Origin of the sequence: Bordetella genomosp. 12, assembly GCF_002261355.1 — a bacterium.
Lineage (GTDB): Bacteria > Pseudomonadota > Gammaproteobacteria > Burkholderiales > Burkholderiaceae_B > Bordetella.
Map to the genome: position 1 here is coordinate 636662 of NZ_NEVU01000001.1, position 16283 is coordinate 652944.

The 16283-nt window shown below is 67.0% G+C and carries 15 protein-coding genes; 6 read left to right on the top strand and 9 right to left on the bottom strand.

The features are described 5' to 3' along the window. Positions 1–15: 15 nt before the first annotated feature. On the bottom strand, positions 16–1569 hold the full coding sequence (locus tag CAL22_RS03055) for an argininosuccinate lyase (protein ID WP_094810244.1): 1554 nt from the start codon (positions 1567–1569) through the stop codon (positions 16–18). 223 nt (positions 1570–1792) lie between these two features. Between CAL22_RS03055 and CAL22_RS03060 the strand changes: the two genes are divergently transcribed. Further along, positions 1793–2230 carry a universal stress protein gene (locus CAL22_RS03060; protein ID WP_094810246.1) on the top strand — a complete coding sequence of 146 codons (438 nt, stop codon included), beginning with the start codon at positions 1793–1795 and terminating at the stop codon, positions 2228–2230. Positions 2231–2243: 13 nt separating this feature from the next. Here CAL22_RS03060 and CAL22_RS03065 read toward each other — a convergent pair whose 3' ends face one another. Further along, on the bottom strand, positions 2244–2609 hold the full coding sequence (locus tag CAL22_RS03065) for a cupin domain-containing protein (protein WP_432264286.1): 366 nt from the start codon (positions 2607–2609) through the stop codon (positions 2244–2246). A gap of 76 nt (positions 2610–2685) precedes the next feature. Beyond that, complete coding sequence (nudC, locus tag CAL22_RS03070; RefSeq protein ID WP_167383540.1) at positions 2686–3459, bottom strand: NAD(+) diphosphatase; 774 nt, start codon at positions 3457–3459, stop codon at positions 2686–2688. 236 nt (positions 3460–3695) lie between these two features. Here nudC and CAL22_RS03075 point away from each other — a divergent pair, with 236 nt between their 5' ends. Together CAL22_RS03075 and CAL22_RS03080 are read left to right on the top strand one after the other, a co-directional pair. Continuing rightward, a complete protein-coding gene (locus CAL22_RS03075; RefSeq protein ID WP_094810248.1) occupies positions 3696–5798 on the top strand; it encodes a PQQ-binding-like beta-propeller repeat protein in 2103 nt (700 codons plus the stop codon). Positions 5799–6466: 668 nt separating this feature from the next. Then, positions 6467–7282: a winged helix-turn-helix domain-containing protein gene (locus tag CAL22_RS03080; RefSeq protein WP_244193766.1), complete on the top strand. Its 816-nt coding sequence runs from the start codon at positions 6467–6469 to the stop codon at positions 7280–7282. 20 nt (positions 7283–7302) lie between these two features. Here CAL22_RS03080 and CAL22_RS03085 read toward each other — a convergent pair whose 3' ends face one another. Then, positions 7303–7518: a hypothetical protein gene (locus tag CAL22_RS03085; protein WP_094810251.1), complete on the bottom strand. Its 216-nt coding sequence runs from the start codon at positions 7516–7518 to the stop codon at positions 7303–7305. Positions 7519–7673: 155 nt separating this feature from the next. On the opposite strand from CAL22_RS03085, the gene CAL22_RS03090 reads away from it, so the two are divergent. From CAL22_RS03090 to CAL22_RS03100, 3 genes are all read left to right on the top strand, one after another. Continuing rightward, positions 7674–8570: an NUDIX hydrolase gene (locus tag CAL22_RS03090; RefSeq protein ID WP_167383541.1), complete on the top strand. Its 897-nt coding sequence runs from the start codon at positions 7674–7676 to the stop codon at positions 8568–8570. Positions 8571–8677: 107 nt separating this feature from the next. Further along, positions 8678–9568: a carboxylating nicotinate-nucleotide diphosphorylase gene (gene nadC, locus CAL22_RS03095; RefSeq protein WP_094810253.1), complete on the top strand. Its 891-nt coding sequence runs from the start codon at positions 8678–8680 to the stop codon at positions 9566–9568. A 74-nt stretch (positions 9569–9642) separates the two neighbouring features. After that, positions 9643–10611, top strand: a complete 969-nt coding sequence (locus tag CAL22_RS03100) for a tripartite tricarboxylate transporter substrate binding protein (protein WP_094810255.1) — start codon at positions 9643–9645, stop codon at positions 10609–10611. Here the strand turns inward: CAL22_RS03100 and CAL22_RS03105 are convergent, their stop codons facing one another. The 5 genes from CAL22_RS03105 to CAL22_RS03125 all read right to left on the bottom strand — a co-directional run bounded on the left by CAL22_RS03105 (position 10612) and on the right by CAL22_RS03125 (position 16280). Further along, positions 10612–11301 (bottom strand): tellurite resistance TerB family protein, encoded by a 690-nt coding sequence (locus CAL22_RS03105; protein ID WP_094810256.1) that lies wholly within the window; start codon positions 11299–11301, stop codon positions 10612–10614. A gap of 94 nt (positions 11302–11395) precedes the next feature. Next, positions 11396–13471, bottom strand: coding sequence for a TonB-dependent receptor (locus CAL22_RS03110; RefSeq protein WP_094810258.1), 2076 nt, complete (start codon positions 13469–13471; stop codon positions 11396–11398). Between the two features lie 43 nt (positions 13472–13514). Continuing rightward, positions 13515–13895: a DUF2946 family protein gene (locus tag CAL22_RS03115; protein ID WP_244193767.1), complete on the bottom strand. Its 381-nt coding sequence runs from the start codon at positions 13893–13895 to the stop codon at positions 13515–13517. Positions 13896–14020: 125 nt separating this feature from the next. Then, positions 14021–14806: an enoyl-ACP reductase FabI gene (gene fabI / locus CAL22_RS03120; RefSeq protein ID WP_094810260.1), complete on the bottom strand. Its 786-nt coding sequence runs from the start codon at positions 14804–14806 to the stop codon at positions 14021–14023. Between the two features lie 58 nt (positions 14807–14864). Continuing rightward, positions 14865–16280, bottom strand: coding sequence for a transglycosylase SLT domain-containing protein (locus CAL22_RS03125; protein ID WP_094810262.1), 1416 nt, complete (start codon positions 16278–16280; stop codon positions 14865–14867). Between the last annotated feature and the right edge of the window lie 3 nt (positions 16281–16283).

Sequence of the window (16283 nt, forward strand, 5' to 3'; positions counted from 1 at the left end):
CCCCGCCCGCGCGCCTTAGCGCGCGCTGTTGAGCAGCTTGTTGAAGTCCTGATCCAGGCGCGCGAGCGAGCCGTCGATATGCTCGCGCCGGGCTTTGATCCAGGCGGCGTTGTCGGCCAGCTGGGCGCGCGCCTCTTTGATCATGCGGTCCATTTCGGCCGGTTGGGGCCCGCCCGTGGTGGCGCGATGCTTGATGATGGCCACCGGGTCGAGCGTGGCGCGAAACTCGGCTTCGCTCATCGGCAGTTGCTGGGGATATTTACTGCCCTGCACGGCCTCATGATAGATGCGCTGCGCTTCGGCATAGGGGAAGTCCAGCGGTTTGATGTTCTTGTCGCGCGCCAGGGTGACGATCTCGGAGGCAAAGTGATGCCCCACGCGGAAGGGCACCTGGTATTTGCGCATCAGCACATCGGCCAGCTCCTGAGACGCCGTCCAGTCGCTGTTGAGTTCTTCCAGGGCGCGGTCGCGATGGATGACCAGCGCCTTCATGACGCGGTCCCATTTCTTGAGCACTTTGGTGGCGCTGTCGACCATGGCGCTGTTCTGATCGACCTCTTTGGGGTCGGGCATGCCCGGGGTGATGTTGTGCATCTGGATGACCGGGCCCATGGCCAGCGTGACGGCGGTCGAGGCGTCGCTGCGCAAGGAGTTCAGCAGGCCGGGGTTACGCTTTTGCGGCATGGCGCTGGACACATAGGTGTTGCCGCCCCCTTCTTCGAGCAGAATCCAGGGCCGCGTCTGCGAGTATTGCGGCATGATGTCCTGCACGAAATTGCCCGCATGCAGGGCAATCGCCGTGACGATGGAGGCCACCTCCACCGGTTCGTCCATGGAGGAGATCTGCGCGGCGTCGTAGGCGTTGTCGACGATGGCGCCAAAGCCGAGATAGTCGGCCATGCGTTTGCGGTCCAGCGGCCAGCTGCTGCCATTGAGCACCGTGGTGCCCATGGGTGAGCGGTCGATGCGCGCATAAGCTTCACGGATGCGCTGCGCATCCCGCGCCAGCCCGGCGGCATGGCCCAGCAGATAGTGCCCGTAGCTATTGGGCTGGGCGGCCACGCCGTTGGTGTAGTTGGGCACGACGGTGTCGGCATGCTTGGCGGCCAGATCCACCAGCGTGGTGGCGCTGCGATTGAGCTGATCGGCCAGGGTCAGCATGTTGTCGCGCAGGATGGCGGCGCGGTAGGTCGCGTGCATGTCCTGGCTGGAGCGTCCCGCATGCAGCAAGGTCACATCCTGGCCGGCCGCTTTGATCATCAGGGGCTCGAAGGTAATGACGCTGGAGGGGCGCTTGCCGCCGGGCTGGTTGCCCGCCTCGATCACCTGGGCCACGCCTGCGGCCACCTTGGGCGCGAGGGCCTTGTCCAGCAGGCCCTGTTCCGTATTGATGACGGCGGTGGCCTTGTTGATTTCCCCCAGCCAGAAGAACTCGTCGTGCGGCGGTTTGGGCGCCGGCGCCGCTTTGGCCGCGGGCGCGGCATCGGTCTTGGCGGCGGGGGCCGGAGCCTGGGCGCCAGCGGTGGCGCTGCCTAGGGCCAGGGCGAGCAGGCAAAGCGTGTGTTTCATCAGGGAGAGTCTCCGCAGGGCGGCTGGCGCCGCGAGTTCTTGGACGTCAAGCCTTCGAGCATACCGCCTGCCCGCGGGCGCAGGAATGGCGGCTTTCCTGGAGGCGGCGCGGCGCGGTGTTTGCGCGCCGGCCTGATACGGCGCAATATGGACTCGGCAAGGCGGCGTTACTGTGTTTCTCCCCAGGCCATCGATGGCCTGTCACCCAGAAAGAGGAGGCTCCATGTATAAGCACATCCTGATCCCCACTGACGGCTCCGAACTGGCCGAGCGCGCGGTCGCGCAGGGCCTGGCCCTGGCGCGCAAACTGGAGGCGCGCGTCACGCTCATTCAGGTCATCCAGCCCGTGCGGGCCTCGGCCGGTGAGTCGGTGCAATTGCGCGGCACGCTGGAAGAGTACGAGCGCGAGGAGCGCGGCCAGGTCGACCAATGGCTGGCGCAGGCGGCCACGCGCGCGGCCGATGCCGGCGTGCCGTGCGAAGCGGTGACCGCCGTCAACGTCCAGCCTTATGAGGCCATCGTGGCCGCTGCAAACGAGCGGGGCTGCGATCTGATCGCCATCGCCTCACATGGCCGCAGCGGCCTGTCTGCCATGCTGCTGGGCAGCGTGACGCAGAAAGTCCTGGCCCACTCGGATCTGCCGGTACTGGTGTATCGCTGATCCTGCGCAGGGCTCAGGCGATGTGGGTGATGAAGTAGACCTTCTTGACGAAGTGGTCGACTTCCCAGTGCCCTTTGTAGCCCTGCGGCATGATGAAGGGATCGCCGGGCTTGAGGTCATGGACCGTGCCGTCGGGGTCGACGATGCGGGCCTGGCCTTCGAGGATATAGCCAAACTCGATGTAGCCCGTGGTGTCGGAGCGGAATTTGCCCGCCGTGCTTTCCCAGACGCCGGACAGCACGCGCCCGTCGTTGCCCTCGAAGGCGTTGGCGGTGCGGAACACGGTCTCGCCTTCGATGGGACGGCGCGGTTTACCGATCTCGGCTGCGGTCAGGGGGCCGGTGTCAAAACGCACCAGGCGGCTAGAGTTCTCGGACACGATGGGATTTCCGGTGGATGGCCGCGCGGCGCGCGGCTGGCGGCATGATACCGCCGGCGCGCGGGCGGGCGCGGGTTCAGGTTTCCACCAGCTGCACGCCAGGCGGCAGATGGGCGCGCACCAGGCGCCCGGCAATGGATTGCGTCATCGGGATGTTGGGAATGGTGTCGCCCGGCCCGAACCACTGCGCATCCGAGATTTCATCTTCCTGCACCTGGATGTCGCCGCCGTCGTATTCGGCCGTGAACGCGATCATGAGCGAGTGCGGAAAGGGCCACGACTGGCTGCCGAAGTAGCGCAGATCCCGCAGCTTGAGGCCGACTTCCTCGGCGACTTCGCGATGCACGGCGTCTTCGATGCTTTCGCCCGCTTCGACGAAACCGGCCAGCGCGGTATAGCGCGCCGTGGCGTAGCGTGCGTGACGCGCCAGCAGGATGTGCTCGCCGCGCTTGATGAGCACCATCATGGCCGGCGAAATGCGCGGGTAGGCATGCAGGCCGCACTGCGGGCATTGCAGGCAGAGCTCATGCGTGGCGTGTTGCATGGGCGTGGCACAGACACCGCAGAAGCGATGGGTGCGCACCCACTCGGCGATCTGGAAGGCCCGGCCGGCCAGCGCGGCTTGCTCGCCCAACTCGGGCAGCAGGGCGCGCAGTTTGCGAAAGGCATAGCCCGCGGGCGCGTCGAGGTCACGCGCGACGTGAATGCTGCGGTAGTGCGTCTGCTGCAGATGCCACAGCGGCTGCATGGATTCAGGGGCGATGCCCAGCGTGGCGCACACGCCGGCATCAGGCAGGTCGATGCCGGTTTCGCGCACCAGCAGCTCATCGCCGCGAAAAATGAAGTTCACGAGAGTTTTCCTTGCAGGTTCGAGGGCGGGGCCGTCACGCCGGTGATGCGCGGGCGCGGCATCCCATTCGGCCGCACAAGCATATACCAGTGCCGCCCTCTGATAGCATAGGGATCAACCGGAGCGGGATGAGCAGCAGCGTTTCGGGCATCCAGAGGTAAGGGGGACCTGCCGCGCGCGCTGCGCGGCGGGCGCTATAGCGCAACGCCGGCCACGGCGGACCTGGGGGTGTTTCTATGACTGCGGTCGCCGGCAAATCGCATGTGGCGGCGTATGGTCTGGCCATCGTGCTCGCCGTCTCGGGCGTCGTGCTCGGGATAGGCGGCGTCAGGCTGGCCTTGCTGGGCGGCTCCTGGTATTACGTCGTCACGGGTGTCGCGCTGGTGGCCAGCGGCGTGCTGCTCTGGCATCGCAATGCCTGGAGCGCCTGGCTGTATGCGGCCACCCTGGCCGCGACCATGTTGTGGTCTTTGCTGCAGGTGGGGCTGGATTTCTGGGGCCTGTTGGCGCGGCTGGCGTTTCTCTGCCTGCTGGGGCTGGGCTTCTGGCTGCCGCCCGTGGTGCGCTCGCTGGCGCGCGGGCCCCGCTCCAATCGCGCCGCCCGCCTCATTACCGCGATTTTTCTTCTGCTGTTCGGCATTCTGGTCATGGCCAGTCTGCTGCAGGGTGACCCGGTCAGCCCGCGCGAAATCCTGCCGGCCGTGGTCGCGCATGCGCAGCCGATGCAAAGCGATGGCGAGTGGCCGGGCGACCCGCAAGGCACTCGGTTTTCGCCGCTGACCCCGATCGGCCCGGGCAACGTGGCCGCCTTGCAGGTAGCCTGGACCTACCAGGGTGAGGATGGCGAGGACGCGCGGTCCTTCGAGATCGCTCCGCTGAAGGTGGGCGACAGCCTCTATCTGTGCGCCAGCGGCCTGGTGGCGCTGGATGCCGACACCGGCCAGCTGCGCTGGCGGCACCGTGACGAGCAGCGTGGCGCCACCCCGGCCTGCCGTGGCCTGGCCTATTACCGCGTACCCGGCATGGCCGCTGGCGCCGTGTGCGCGGCCCGGTTGTACGCCACCACCGACGACGCTCGTCTCATCGCCGTGGATGCCAGAAGCGGTCGGCCCTGCCGCAGCTTCGGCGGGCAGGGGCAGATCGACCTCAATCCGGCCGTGCCCCTGCCCGGGCAGCGCTATATGGGATCGGCGCCGCGCGTGGTGCAGGGTAAGGTGGTGGTGGCGGGCTGGCAACGGGATGCGCGCTCGGCGGGGGAGTCGGCGGGCGCCTTGCGCGCCTTCGATGCCGCCACCGGGCAGCCGGCGTGGAGTTTCAGCCCGGTCACGCCCGATGGCCAGCCTGCCTTGCTCGGTCTGGCGCACGCCGGCGCGCCGCTGTCGGTCGACGAAGCGCTGGGCGTCATCTACCTGCCCACCGCCAATGCCATGCCCGACTACTATGGCCGTGATGCCACCCGCGCCGGCAGCGCGCTGCGCTATTCCAGCGCGGTCATCGCGCTGGACGCCCGCAATGGCCAGGAACGCTGGGTGTTCCAGACGACCCCGCATGATGTCTGGAGCGGCGATCAGGCCGCGCAACCAACCTTGCTCGATGTGCGTTATGAAGGCCGGCGCCTGCCCGTCTTGATCCAGGCCACGCGGCGCGGCCAGCTCTTTTTGCTGGACCGCCGGGATGGCCGGCCCTTGCGGCTGAGCATCCCGCTCGAGCCCATGGGGCCGGAGGGTGAAGAGGCGATGTGGGGCCTGACGCCGTTTGACCAGCTGTGGTGCCGGGTGCGGCAGCGCGCTGCCGGCAAGGACGTCAGCAGCGCGACGTTCCTCAAGTTGCCGGGTACGTTGGCGCCTTCGAGCTGGGGGGGCGTGGCTGCGGATCCCGAGCGCGGTTTGATGGTGCTCAGTTGGGCGCCGGGGACGGCCGTGCGCGGCCAGGATCCGCTGGTCTCGCCGCTGGGCATGTCCTGCACCGCGCCGCCGCACAACTATCTGACCGGCGTGGATCTGAACGACGGGCAGGTGCTGTGGAATACCCGTCTGGGCTCGGCGTTCGAGGCGGCCTGGCCGCTGGCCGGCATGCGCACGCTGCCGCCCGCCGGTGCGCTCATTACGCGGGCCGGCCTGGTCTTTCTGGCCACCGGACAGGAGCAGGCCTTGCGTGCCGTGGATCTGCGGTCGGGCGACGTGCTGTGGAAAAGCCGCCTGCCCGGCGGCTCGCAGGCCACGCCGCTGACCTACCAGACCGCAGCGGGCCGCCAGTTCGTGCTGGTGGCCACCGCCCGCGCGCTGCCGCGCGGCGGTGTGCAGGGCGCGCGGCTCACCGCTTTCGCGCTGCCGCGCTGAGTGATCCGTCCCCGTGGAATTGTCAATTTCTTAAAAGAGTTACCCACAGGAGCGCAAAGTGCAATACACTCCGGCGCGTTACCTCATGGCTTGACGATGCAAGCCCATGGGCCGGATGTACCCGACCGCCTTGCGCGAACCGGAGCCGAAAGTGGCTTCTGAGGGGGTACCCGGACGATTGCCGGAACGGAAGTGGTTGCGAGTGAGAGGCAGAAAGCGCGGTCAGGGCAGTAGATACCTGGTTGCAGGTTTGGCGCCTCAACAATGCGCAGCAGCGTCGGGCAAGCGGGATCCGCGGCGGCAATCGCCGCGCTCTGTGTGTATGCCTGCGGCAATGGCCTCAGGCCCCTCCCTAAGGCAGCGCCATGTCCCTGTGGCGCAGGTGTGCGTTCAAGCCGCCACACTCGCATGCGCCGCGCGTATGCGCGGTGTTCTCCGGACGCCCGCCAGGGCAAGCGCACGTCAACATGCTAGCGAAGCGGTGGCACGGCCAGGTAGTACTCGTTTGTTGTCTGTAAAGCCCTGCGGTTGTCCAGAACGGGTACGCCCGTATGCAACCCGGCACGGCTAAGGTCTATTTTCTTACACGCAGGTGTATTTATAAGGCTGAGCAGGACGGTATGAGATCCGCGTTTTCCACCTCCGCGTTTGGTGTAGCTGAGCGTGCCGTGCGACTTCCGGCAGACGCTTCTCCAGACCCCTTCACGGCTGGCCAGCCGGCCACCGCGCTCAATGCCAGCGTCCTGTTGTTGTGCGGCGATCCGGCGCAGGGCCAGGCCTTGTCGCAGTCGCTGATCGACTCCGGATTTCCCATGGCCATCTGCAATGAGCTGGCGGCCATGTACGAGTTGCATGCCCAGCATCGGCACAGTTTCGTGATTCTCATGGCCAGCCAGGGCGAGGCGCTGGTGGCCGCGGCCAGGTTGCGTACGCTGGCGCCCAGCGTGGGCATTGTGGCGCTGACGCCGCCGCTGAGCACCGATGCACGGGTGCAGTTGCTGCTGTGCGGTGTCGACACCTGTCTCGAACAGGCGAGCAGCCACCAGGAAATCGCGGCGGTCTTGCAGGCCCTGGCCCGGCGCGGCGCGGCGCAGACGCTGGCGAGCCCGTCTGCGGCGGCCCCGCGCGCTTTGCCGGCGTCCACGCCGGCGCCGGAAGCCGGCACCGAGGACGCGCCCGCGGAGCGGCATTGGCGTTTGCTGGAGGATGGCTGGATACTGGCTAGCCCCGACAACGTGCAACTGCCGCTCACCGGGACGGAACGCGCGCTGCTGCAGGCGCTGGTGCAAGCGCCCACGCAACGCCTGAGCCGTGACGATCTGCTCGAAGTGGTCGACGTCAGGCCGGAGCGGGGCGAGCGCGCCCGGCTCCGGTATGTGGACGTGCTGATATGCCGGTTGCGCCGCAAGGCCACGGACAGGCAATTGCGCCTGCCCATCCGCGCCGTGCATGGCTGGGGCTATATGTTCAGCGGTAGCGAATAGGCCCCGGCCGGCCCGAGGCTTCAGACCGGGTCGTCGGCGCGGTGTGCCGCGCCGGGCAGGACATCATCCTCGGCCGTGAGCACGCCGGGATCTCCGGGTGCGGTCATCGTGCGCCCATTGCGCGGCATGCCGGCTACCTGCCGGTTGGCGCTGGGCATGGGCATTTCGGCCGTGCCGTAGAACTGTCGTTGCCGGGTGATGCTGGAGGGCGGGAGAACTTCACGAGCGATTGCCATGATCCGACTCCTTGCTGTGCGTGCCACACGCAGGCCGGAACAGCAGCCTGTCTGCGCATCGTACGCGGGGCGGCCGCGGCCGCGGGTGTCCAGGTGTGACGGCTTGGACCCTTATAATCGGGGGCGGCCTGGCCGTGTTTTCTCCCGGGATTTCCTTGACTGACACCCTAGACCGATCTCTTTCCGCCGAACTGGTGGCTGTGCTCGTCGCCGTGACGGCCGGGCAGCCCCGCGTGCTGACGACCGATTGCGGCCAATTGCTGCCGGCCGGTCCTTTCGAGCTGAGCCACCGATCCCTGCAGGCCGGCCTGCGCGCCTGGGTGGAAACCCAGACGCACCATCCCTTGGGCTATGTCGAGCAGCTCTATACCTTCGCGGACAGCGACCGCTCCAACGAGGCGGGCGCGCGCGTGATTTCGGTCAGTTATCTGGCGCTCACGCGCGAGGCTGGCGACACGGGCGTGGCGCAGGTGGGCTGGCAGGATTGGTATCGCTATTTCCCCTGGGAAGACCGGCGCGGCGGCACGCCGGACATCCTGGCCGATATCGAGCAGCGCATGCGGCGCTGGGCCCGGGGCGATGCGCGGCGCTCCCAACGTCTGGCCTACAGCTTCGGGTTGGACGGCGCCACCTGGAACGAAGACATGGTGCTGCAGCGCTATGAGTTGCTCTATGAGGCAGGGCTGGTGCCGGAGGCGGGCGGGACGGGGGCGGTGCCCGGGCAGGCCATGGCGCACGATCATCGCCGCATTCTGGCCACCGGCATTGCGCGGTTACGCGCCAAGATCAAGTACCGGCCCGTGGTATTTGAGCTGATGCCGGCAGCCTTCACGCTGTTGCAGTTGCAGAACGCGGTCGAGGCGCTGGCCGGGCGTCAATTGCACAAGCAGAACTTCCGCCGCCTCATGGAGCAGCAGGATCTGGTCGAAGAGACGGGCGACATGTCCAGCGGCGTGGCGGGACGGCCGGCGAAGCTGTTCCGTTTCCGCCGCGACGTCATGCTGGAGCGGGCCATCTCCGGCAGCAAGCTGCCCCTGGCGCGCCAGTATTGAGGCCGGGCGCGGCAAGCGCCGCGGTCCCTCTTGACAGCAATTTATGCTCAGGTTTAGCATAAGTCGATGGGTCACCCGCCATTTTTTTAACACCATATATACTCAAAATGAGCATAAAAATCGCCGCAGCGACTACCGCCCAGGAGACGGCACACACCTTCCCGAATTTGCCGCAGGTCATGCTCGAGCCTTTGGTGCGCGCCGCGCTCCTGGAGGATCTGGGCCGCGCCGGCGACATCACCAGTGATGCCATCGTGCCGGCCGAGGCGCGCGGCCAGACCCGCCTGGTGGCGCGCCAGGCCGGCGTGCTGGCCGGCCTGGAGCTCGCCCGCCTGGCGTTCCGGTTGATCGATCCGGAGATCCGCTTTCAGGTGCTGCTGGCCGATGGGGCACGTCTGGAGCCTGGCAGCGAGATCGCCCTGATCGAAGGCCCGGCGCGCGGCATGCTCACGGCCGAACGTACGGCCCTGAACTTTCTGGGTCATCTGAGCGGCGTGGCCACGGCCACGGCCTCCATTGCCGATGCCATCGCGCACACGTCCTGCAAAGTCACGTGCACGCGCAAGACCATGCCCGGGCTGCGCGCGGTGCAAAAGTACGCCGTGCGGGTCGGCGGTGGCAGCAACCACCGTTACGGGCTGGACGATGCGGTGCTGATCAAGGACAACCACGTTGTGTTTGCCGGCGGTGTCACGCAGGCGCTGGCGCGTGCCCGGGCGGCGGTCGGCCACATGGTCAAGATCGAACTCGAGGTCGATACCCTGGCGCAGTTGGATGAGGCCCTGGCCGCTGGCGTCGATGTGGTGTTGCTGGACAACATGGACCACGACACGCTGCGCGAAGCCGTACGGCGCGTCGATGGCCGCGCCATCACCGAAGCCTCCGGCCGCATCACGCCGGACACGGCGCCGGCCGTGGCCGCCACGGGCGTGGATCTGATGGCCGTGGGTTGGCTCACGCACAGCGCGCGGGTATTGGATATCGGCCTGGACAGCTGAGTCCGTTTTTCATAGTCGTTGACCGCTGACGGCGCCGGCAAGGGCGTCGCGGCGGCGCTCATCCCGAGAAAACCATGCTGCGATTGCTTGCTTGCTTACTGACGCTCCTCACCTTGTGCGGATGGTCCGCGCCGACCCGGGCGCAGCCGCCTTTTCCGTCTCGCGCCATCACCATCATCGTGACCTTTCCGCCCGGCGGCGGCACCGATCTGTTGGCGCGCAAGCTGGGCGCCGCGCTGCAGCAGGATCTGGGGCAGGCCGTGGTGGTGGAAAACCGGCCCGGCGCCAGCGGCAATATCGGCGCGCGCGCGGTCGCGGAAGCCCGGCCGGATGGCTACACCCTGCTGATGGTCAATAGCTCTTTTGCGATCAATCCGGGAGTATTCCAGCATCTGGATTTTTCGCCGCAGCAGGATTTCAGCGCCATCATCAACGTGGCGTTCGTGCCCTCGGTCATCGTGACCCGCAACGAGTCGCCCTTGAGCAGCCTGGGGCAAGCCCTGCGGCTGGGCCTGCCCCAGGATCCCATGCCTTATGCCTCCTGCGGCAACGGCACGCCCCAGCATCTGGCCGCGGAGATGCTGCGCGCGCGCAGCAAGGCCTCTTTGCAGCAGGTCCCCTACAAGGGTTGCGGGCCGGCCCTGACCGACGTGCTGTCCGGACATGTCCCGCTGGGCGTGATCACGGCATCGAGTGCGGCGCCCTTTATCCGTTCGGGCAAGTTGCGCGCGCTGGCTGTGACTTCGGCGCAGCGTTCGCCGCTCATGCCGACGGTGCCGACCGTGGCGGAGCTGGGCTGGCCCGGATATGAACTGGATCAATGGCATGGTCTGCTGGCGCCGGCAGGCACGCCGTCTGGCGTCATTGCCCGCCTGAACGCCGCGTTCGGCGCCATCATGGCCCGGCCCGCGATGCGGGCCGAGCTGATGGAGCTGGGATTCAATCCGGTGGCCAGCAGCCCCGCTGCGTTCGATCAGCTCGTGCAGGAAGATATTCGCCGGTTCGGCGACCTGACGGCCCGCATGGGCTTGCGGGTGGACTGATCAGGACAGCTGCGCGACCTGGTCTTGCAGTTGTTGCTGCAATCCCGGCGGCAGCTTGAGTTGACGGGCCAGTTCGTCGAGATAGGCCCGCTCCATATAGCTTTGCTCGTCGATGACCAGGAGGCTGGCCAGATACATTTCGGCCGCCATCTCCGGGCTGCTGGCTGTCCGGGCGACGGCCGCCGGGTCGACGGGGCGGGCCAGTTCGGCATGCAGCCACTGACGGTCGGCGTTGTCGCCGGACAGGCGTGTGAGCGCATCCTCCAGCTGCTGGCGTTCTTCGGCGCCGATGTGGCCGTCGGCCTTGGCCGCGCCTATCATGGCCGCCAGGACAGCATTGCTGTGCGCCTCGGTGTGCGGCGCTGGCAGCCGGTCCGGCGTGTGCGGGGTGGCGGGCGGGGCGCTCTGCGCGTCCCGGGCCTGATTTTCTTGCCATTGGCCATAGGCCCGATACGCCAGCGCGCCCAGCGCGGCCATGCCGCCGTAGGCGGCGACTTTGCCGCCAATCTTGCGCGCCTTTTTGCTGCCCAGCAACAGCCCGAGCGCGCCCGCGCCCAGCGCACCGCCGCCCAGCCCGGCCAGCAGGGCGCTGCCCTGGCCGGCCTGCTGGCCGGGGACTTTCTCGGCGGCCTGGCGCGCCAGATCCTGGCCGGACCGCAACAATTGATCGAGTAGTTGGCGTGCGCTCAAGTCGTGCTCCCTGAACAGGTCAAAGAGCTCTGATCGTTGTGCGGCGAGAAAGTTCAGCTTTTTGTCAGGATGGGCGGGCCGCGCCTGCGGGTGCTTAGAAATTCCCCTTCAGGCCCACCAGCACGGCGCGCCCGCTTTGCGGCGCCACATCGCGCAGCACCGACGTGGCGTAGCGGATCTCCTGGTTGGTGAGGTTGATGCCGCGCACATAGGCCTGCCAGCGCGTCGCGCCCACCTTGAAGCGATACCCGGCATGGGCGTCCAGGCGGTAGTAGCCGGCCGTGGACGTATCCTCGGCTGGCTGGCGATGTTGCGCGAACGCCTTGGTGATCTGGGCTCCCGCATCCCAGGCGCCCCGGCGCCAATCGAGTCCGGCCATCAAACGCAGCGGCGCAATGCGCGGCAGCGGCTGGCCGCTGTCGATGTCACGGGCGTGGGTGTAATCGCCTCCCAGTGCCACGTCGAGGGTATTGCCGTTGCCGCGATACAGCCGCGTGCTGCTTTCGGCCTCGATCCCGTAGAACTCGGCGCGCACCCCGCGATACAGGGCTTCGGGCAGCGCGTCGTCGTCGGCGCTGCTCAGGACATTGCCGTCATCGTCGCGCAGACGGCCGGTGTTCAGCTCGGCCAGATAATTGCCGAAGCGGCTGTAGAAGACACCCACGCTGCCGTGATCGGCATCGTGTTTCCAGCGCAGCGCGAGGTCACCGGACCAGGCGCGCTCTTTGCCCAGATCGGGATTGCCCACCAGGTATTGGCCGGTCGCTTCGTGCGGCCCATTGGCATACAGTTCGTAGAAGGTGGGTGCGCGTTCGGTGTACGACACGTTGCTGGCCAGCGACCAGACCGGCGTCAGTAGATAAACGCCACCCAACGAGAAGCTGCCCGCCGTGAAGCTGCGTTTCTGGCTGCCGGCGAAGCGTTCGTTGCCATTGTCGGCCGGGTCGAGCCGGGTCAGTTCGGCGCGTGCGCCGGCGCTGAGCGTCAGGCGCTCATTGACGCGCCAGCTCTCCACGTCGAACAGGGCCAGCGTATCGGTCGTCGTCGTGGGCACCAGCGCCTCGTCACCCAGGGCGGAGAAGCGCGCCTGGCCGAGTTGCAGGCCGAGCACGCCACTGATCGGGCCCCAGTCGGCATGCTGCGCTTCAAGCCGCGCTTCATAACCGTGATTCTTAAAGGTCGTGCCCGTCTGCCCGTCGTCGATTTCCTTGTGCTGGTAATCGGTATAGCCAAAGCTGAACGCCAGACGCGAGAAAGGGCCGTCCAGGTCGCGCACTTCGCCGGCGGCGTTCAGGCGTTGCTGGTGCAAGCGGATGCGCACATCCGATTCGGCGACCGAGCCGTAGTCCGAGTCATAGCCGCTATACGACAGGCCGGCATAGCCATGGTCGCCCGTCCAGCTCATGCCGATGGCGCCGCCGCTATCGTGGCCGTCGCTGTTGGGCAGGCGGTCGCGGGCGCCCGGCATATCGGGCTCGGCCGCGCGCAATGAGGCCGAGCGCGCGTAACCGGGGATGCGCAGGGTGTCGGTGTCGCGGCCATAGACATCGGCATGCAGGGCGAAACTGCCATTGCCGGCTTCGACCTGCGCGCCTGCGCTGCGGCCGTTGTTGGCGCTGTCGTACTGCGTTTGGACCTGCCCCTGGACGCCGTCGATGGCTTCGGCAGGGATGCGGTTGTCGATGGTATTGACCACGCCGCCGATGGCGTTGCCGCCGTAGAGCAGGGCAGCCGGCCCGCGCAGGATTTCAATGCGCTCGGAGGCAATGGGGTCGTTGGGCACCTGATGGTCATAGGACAGCGAAGAGGCATCGAGCGTACCTACGCCGTTGCTCAACAGCCGCACCCGGTCGCCGTCCATGCCGCGGATGATGGGCCGGCCCACCATGGGGCCATAGGTGGTGGTGGAGATCCCGGGCAAGCCGTTGAGGGTTTCGCCCAAGGAGTCGGCGCGGCGCAGGTCGAGGGCTTCGCCCGACACGACGGTCGACGGCGTGCTCAGGGCGTCGCTGCCCAAGGGGTTGCCGGTGACGACCACCGGAGCCAGGGTGGCCGCGGCGGCGGCATCGCTCTGGGCATGGGCGGGTTGCAGGGCGAGAAGGCTGGCATAGGCCAGGGCGTAAGGCAGCGGGCGCGCGCGCAGGCGCGCCTTCTTTGAGAAAGCGGACATGAAAAAAGCATCCCGTGGGCGCCGAAGCGCGATCCATAAAAAGTCAGGCGGAGAACAAGGCGGATCGCGCAGGCGGGGCGCGCGGCTCGAACCAACGCGGGGCAACCAGTGGGTTCGAGCGCGCGCTCCAGGGAAAGCGGGCGTGTTGCAGGGCCGTGCCGGCAAGCCAGAGCGGCGCCGAGAGCAGGCCTTCTTCGAAAGCATCCAGGGCCGAGCACAGATCGCAAGCGCTGTGCGCCTTGCTGTGCCCGTCATCGCGCGGATCGCGCGGGCCTGTGTCGCTGACCTGAGCCGGCAGATGCGTCAGCGCATGCAGCACCGTGGCCAGGGGCATGCCGGCCGCGCATATCATCAGCCACGCCAGGGCGATGAGGGTGCTGCGCGCGGCGCGCAGACAGGAGAGGGGACGGGCGGCGGTCGGCATGGGCCGGCAGGGCTAAAAAAGAAACGTTATATTATTCTAAAAACGAGCCGAGCAACGTTGCCCCGTTGCCCGCAAGATAAAAAAAGGCGCCCCTGAGGGCGCCTTATGCTCGGAGCGGGAAAGACTCAGCCTTCCATGCCCGGCACCACGGTCGAGAAACCGGCATCGACATGGGTGATTTCACCGGTTACGCCGGCGGCCAGATCGGAGAGCATGAACGCGGCGACGTTGCCGACGTCTTCGATCGTCACATTGCGGCGCAGAGGCGCATTGGCTTCGACGAACTTCAGGATCGACGAGAAGTCCTTGATGCCGCTGGCGGCCAGCGTCTTGATGGGGCCGGCGGAAATGCCGTTGGCGCGGATGCCGAGCGGGCCCAGGGCGGTGGCCAGATAGCGCACGCTGGCTTCCAGCGACGCCTTGGCCAGACCCATGGTGTTGTAGTTCGAGACCACGCGTTCGGCGCCCAGATACGTCAGGGTCAGCACCGACGCCTTGCGGCCTTCCATCAGGGGCAGGGCCGCCTTGGCCATGGCCGGGAAGCTATAGGCCGAAATATCGTGCGCGATGCGGAAGGCCTCGCGGGACAGGCCTTCGAGAAAATCGCCGGCGATGGCTTCGCGCGGCGCGAAACCGATGGAATGCACCAGCCCGTCCAGGCCGCCCCAGCGCTCTTTGAGCGCGGCGAAGGTCGAATCGATCTGGCTGTCTTCGGCCACATCGCAGGGCAGCACGATGTCGCTGCCGAACTCGGCGGCGAATTCCGTGACGCGGTCTTTGAAGCGATCACCCACGTAGGTGAAGGCGAGTTCGGCGCCCTGTTGATGGCAGGCGCGAGCGATGCCGTAGGCGATGGAGCGGTTCGAGAGCACTCCGGTGACGAGAATGCGCTTGCCGGCGAGAAAGCCCATAGTGTTTTCCTTTGGTTGCCTTGCTTGAAGGCCGTTATTTTACGGGCATCGCTGCGGATCAGCCGCGGGTGCCTGTGCCGGGCACGCGCAACTGCGAACCAACCTTCAGATTGTTGCCTTTCAGGTTGTTCAGGGCGCGCAGGGCATCGACCGTGGTGCCATAGCGCTTGGCCAGGCTGAACAGCGTGTCGCCGGCGCCCACTTTGTGGGTGCGCACATTGGGGCGGGCGTTGGCGCTGCGCGCGGCCGTGGTGGGCAGCGTGCGGGCCGCCGATTTCGGCGCCGCCGGTTTGTCCAGCGCGCCGACGGGCGTGGACAATGAGGCCAGTTGCACGGCTTCATTGCCCGTGGGCTTGTCGACGCCGCCGGCGGCCGGCACCAGCAGCACCTGGCCGGCGGCGACTTTCTGGCGCGCCGGCACGTCATTGATCTGGCGCAGCCGGGCTTCGGACACGCCATAACGCTTGGCGATGGCGGCGTAGTTTTCGCCGCGCCGCGTGGCATAGGTCGACCAGGTGCTCAGGTCGCCCTTGTAGTTCTGCAGGTTGGCGTTGAAGACGGCCAGGCGGTCGGCGGGCAGCAGCAGGGTGGGCTCATGCTCGCCGCGGATCATGGGGCGGTTGAAGGACGGGTTGAGCGCCTTGAATTCATCGAGTGGCATTTCGGCCAGCTTGGCGGCCAGTTCGATATCGATGTCGCGGTTTTTCTGAACCGTCACGAAGTAAGGGGTGTTGTCGACCTTGGGCAGGGCGACGGCGTATTTGCGCGGATCGGCGATGATGTTCTTGATGGCCTGCAGCTTGGGCACATAGTTGCGCGTCTCATCAGGCATGTTCAGCGACAGATAGTCGGTGGGCAGGCCGGCGGCGTCGTTTTTGGCCATGGCGCGCTGCACCGAGCCCTCGCCCCAGTTGTAGGAGGCCAGGGCCAGATACCAATCGCCCTGCATCTCGAACAGCTTTTCCAGGTAGTCCAGCGCCGCGTAGGTCGAGGCAATGGGATCGCGGCGCTCGTCGCGCCACCAATCTTGCTTGAGGTTGAAGTGCTGGCCGGTGGCCGGCACGAATTGCCACAGCCCCGAGGCCTGCGAACGCGACAGCGCCGTCGGGTTGTAGGCGCTCTCCACGAAGGGCAGCAGGGCCAGTTCGGTGGGCAGGCCGCGGCGGTTGACCTCATCGACGATGAAATACAGATACTTGCCGGCCCGCTCGGCCATGCGCTGCACCGACTCGGGGTGGGCGGCGTAGTAGTCCGTCCATTGCTGCGACAGCTCGGTGTTCAGGTTGGGGATGGCGAAACCGCGGCGGATGCGATCCCAGGCGTCGCTTGGCGGGCTGGTCAGATCCACCGTGCGCGACGTGTCCTTGGCCACGTAACGCGTCGAACTGCCTGCGGCGTTCTGCTTTTGCCCGGTGCCGGCGCAACCGGCAAGGATGACGAGGAGGACAGGTAGCAGAAGTCGGAGCAGGCTCATCGG

Bases quoted from the DNA above. Each gene is read 5' to 3' on its own strand.
- CAL22_RS03055 (WP_094810244.1), bottom strand. From the start codon at position 1,569: ATGAAACACACGCTTTGCCTGCTCGCCCTGGCCCTAGGCAGCGCCACC.
- CAL22_RS03060 (WP_094810246.1), top strand. From the start codon at position 1,793: ATGTATAAGCACATCCTGATCCCCACTGACGGCTCCGAACTGGCCGAG.
- CAL22_RS03075 (WP_094810248.1), top strand. From the start codon at position 3,696: ATGACTGCGGTCGCCGGCAAATCGCATGTGGCGGCGTATGGTCTGGCC.
- CAL22_RS03085 (WP_094810251.1), bottom strand. From the start codon at position 7,518: ATGGCAATCGCTCGTGAAGTTCTCCCGCCCTCCAGCATCACCCGGCAA.
- nadC (WP_094810253.1), top strand. From the start codon at position 8,678: ATGAGCATAAAAATCGCCGCAGCGACTACCGCCCAGGAGACGGCACAC.
- CAL22_RS03100 (WP_094810255.1), top strand. From the start codon at position 9,643: ATGCTGCGATTGCTTGCTTGCTTACTGACGCTCCTCACCTTGTGCGGA.
- CAL22_RS03110 (WP_094810258.1), bottom strand. From the start codon at position 13,471: ATGTCCGCTTTCTCAAAGAAGGCGCGCCTGCGCGCGCGCCCGCTGCCT.
- CAL22_RS03115 (WP_244193767.1), bottom strand. From the start codon at position 13,895: ATGCCGACCGCCGCCCGTCCCCTCTCCTGTCTGCGCGCCGCGCGCAGC.
- fabI (WP_094810260.1), bottom strand. From the start codon at position 14,806: ATGGGCTTTCTCGCCGGCAAGCGCATTCTCGTCACCGGAGTGCTCTCG.
- CAL22_RS03125 (WP_094810262.1), bottom strand. From the start codon at position 16,280: ATGAGCCTGCTCCGACTTCTGCTACCTGTCCTCCTCGTCATCCTTGCC.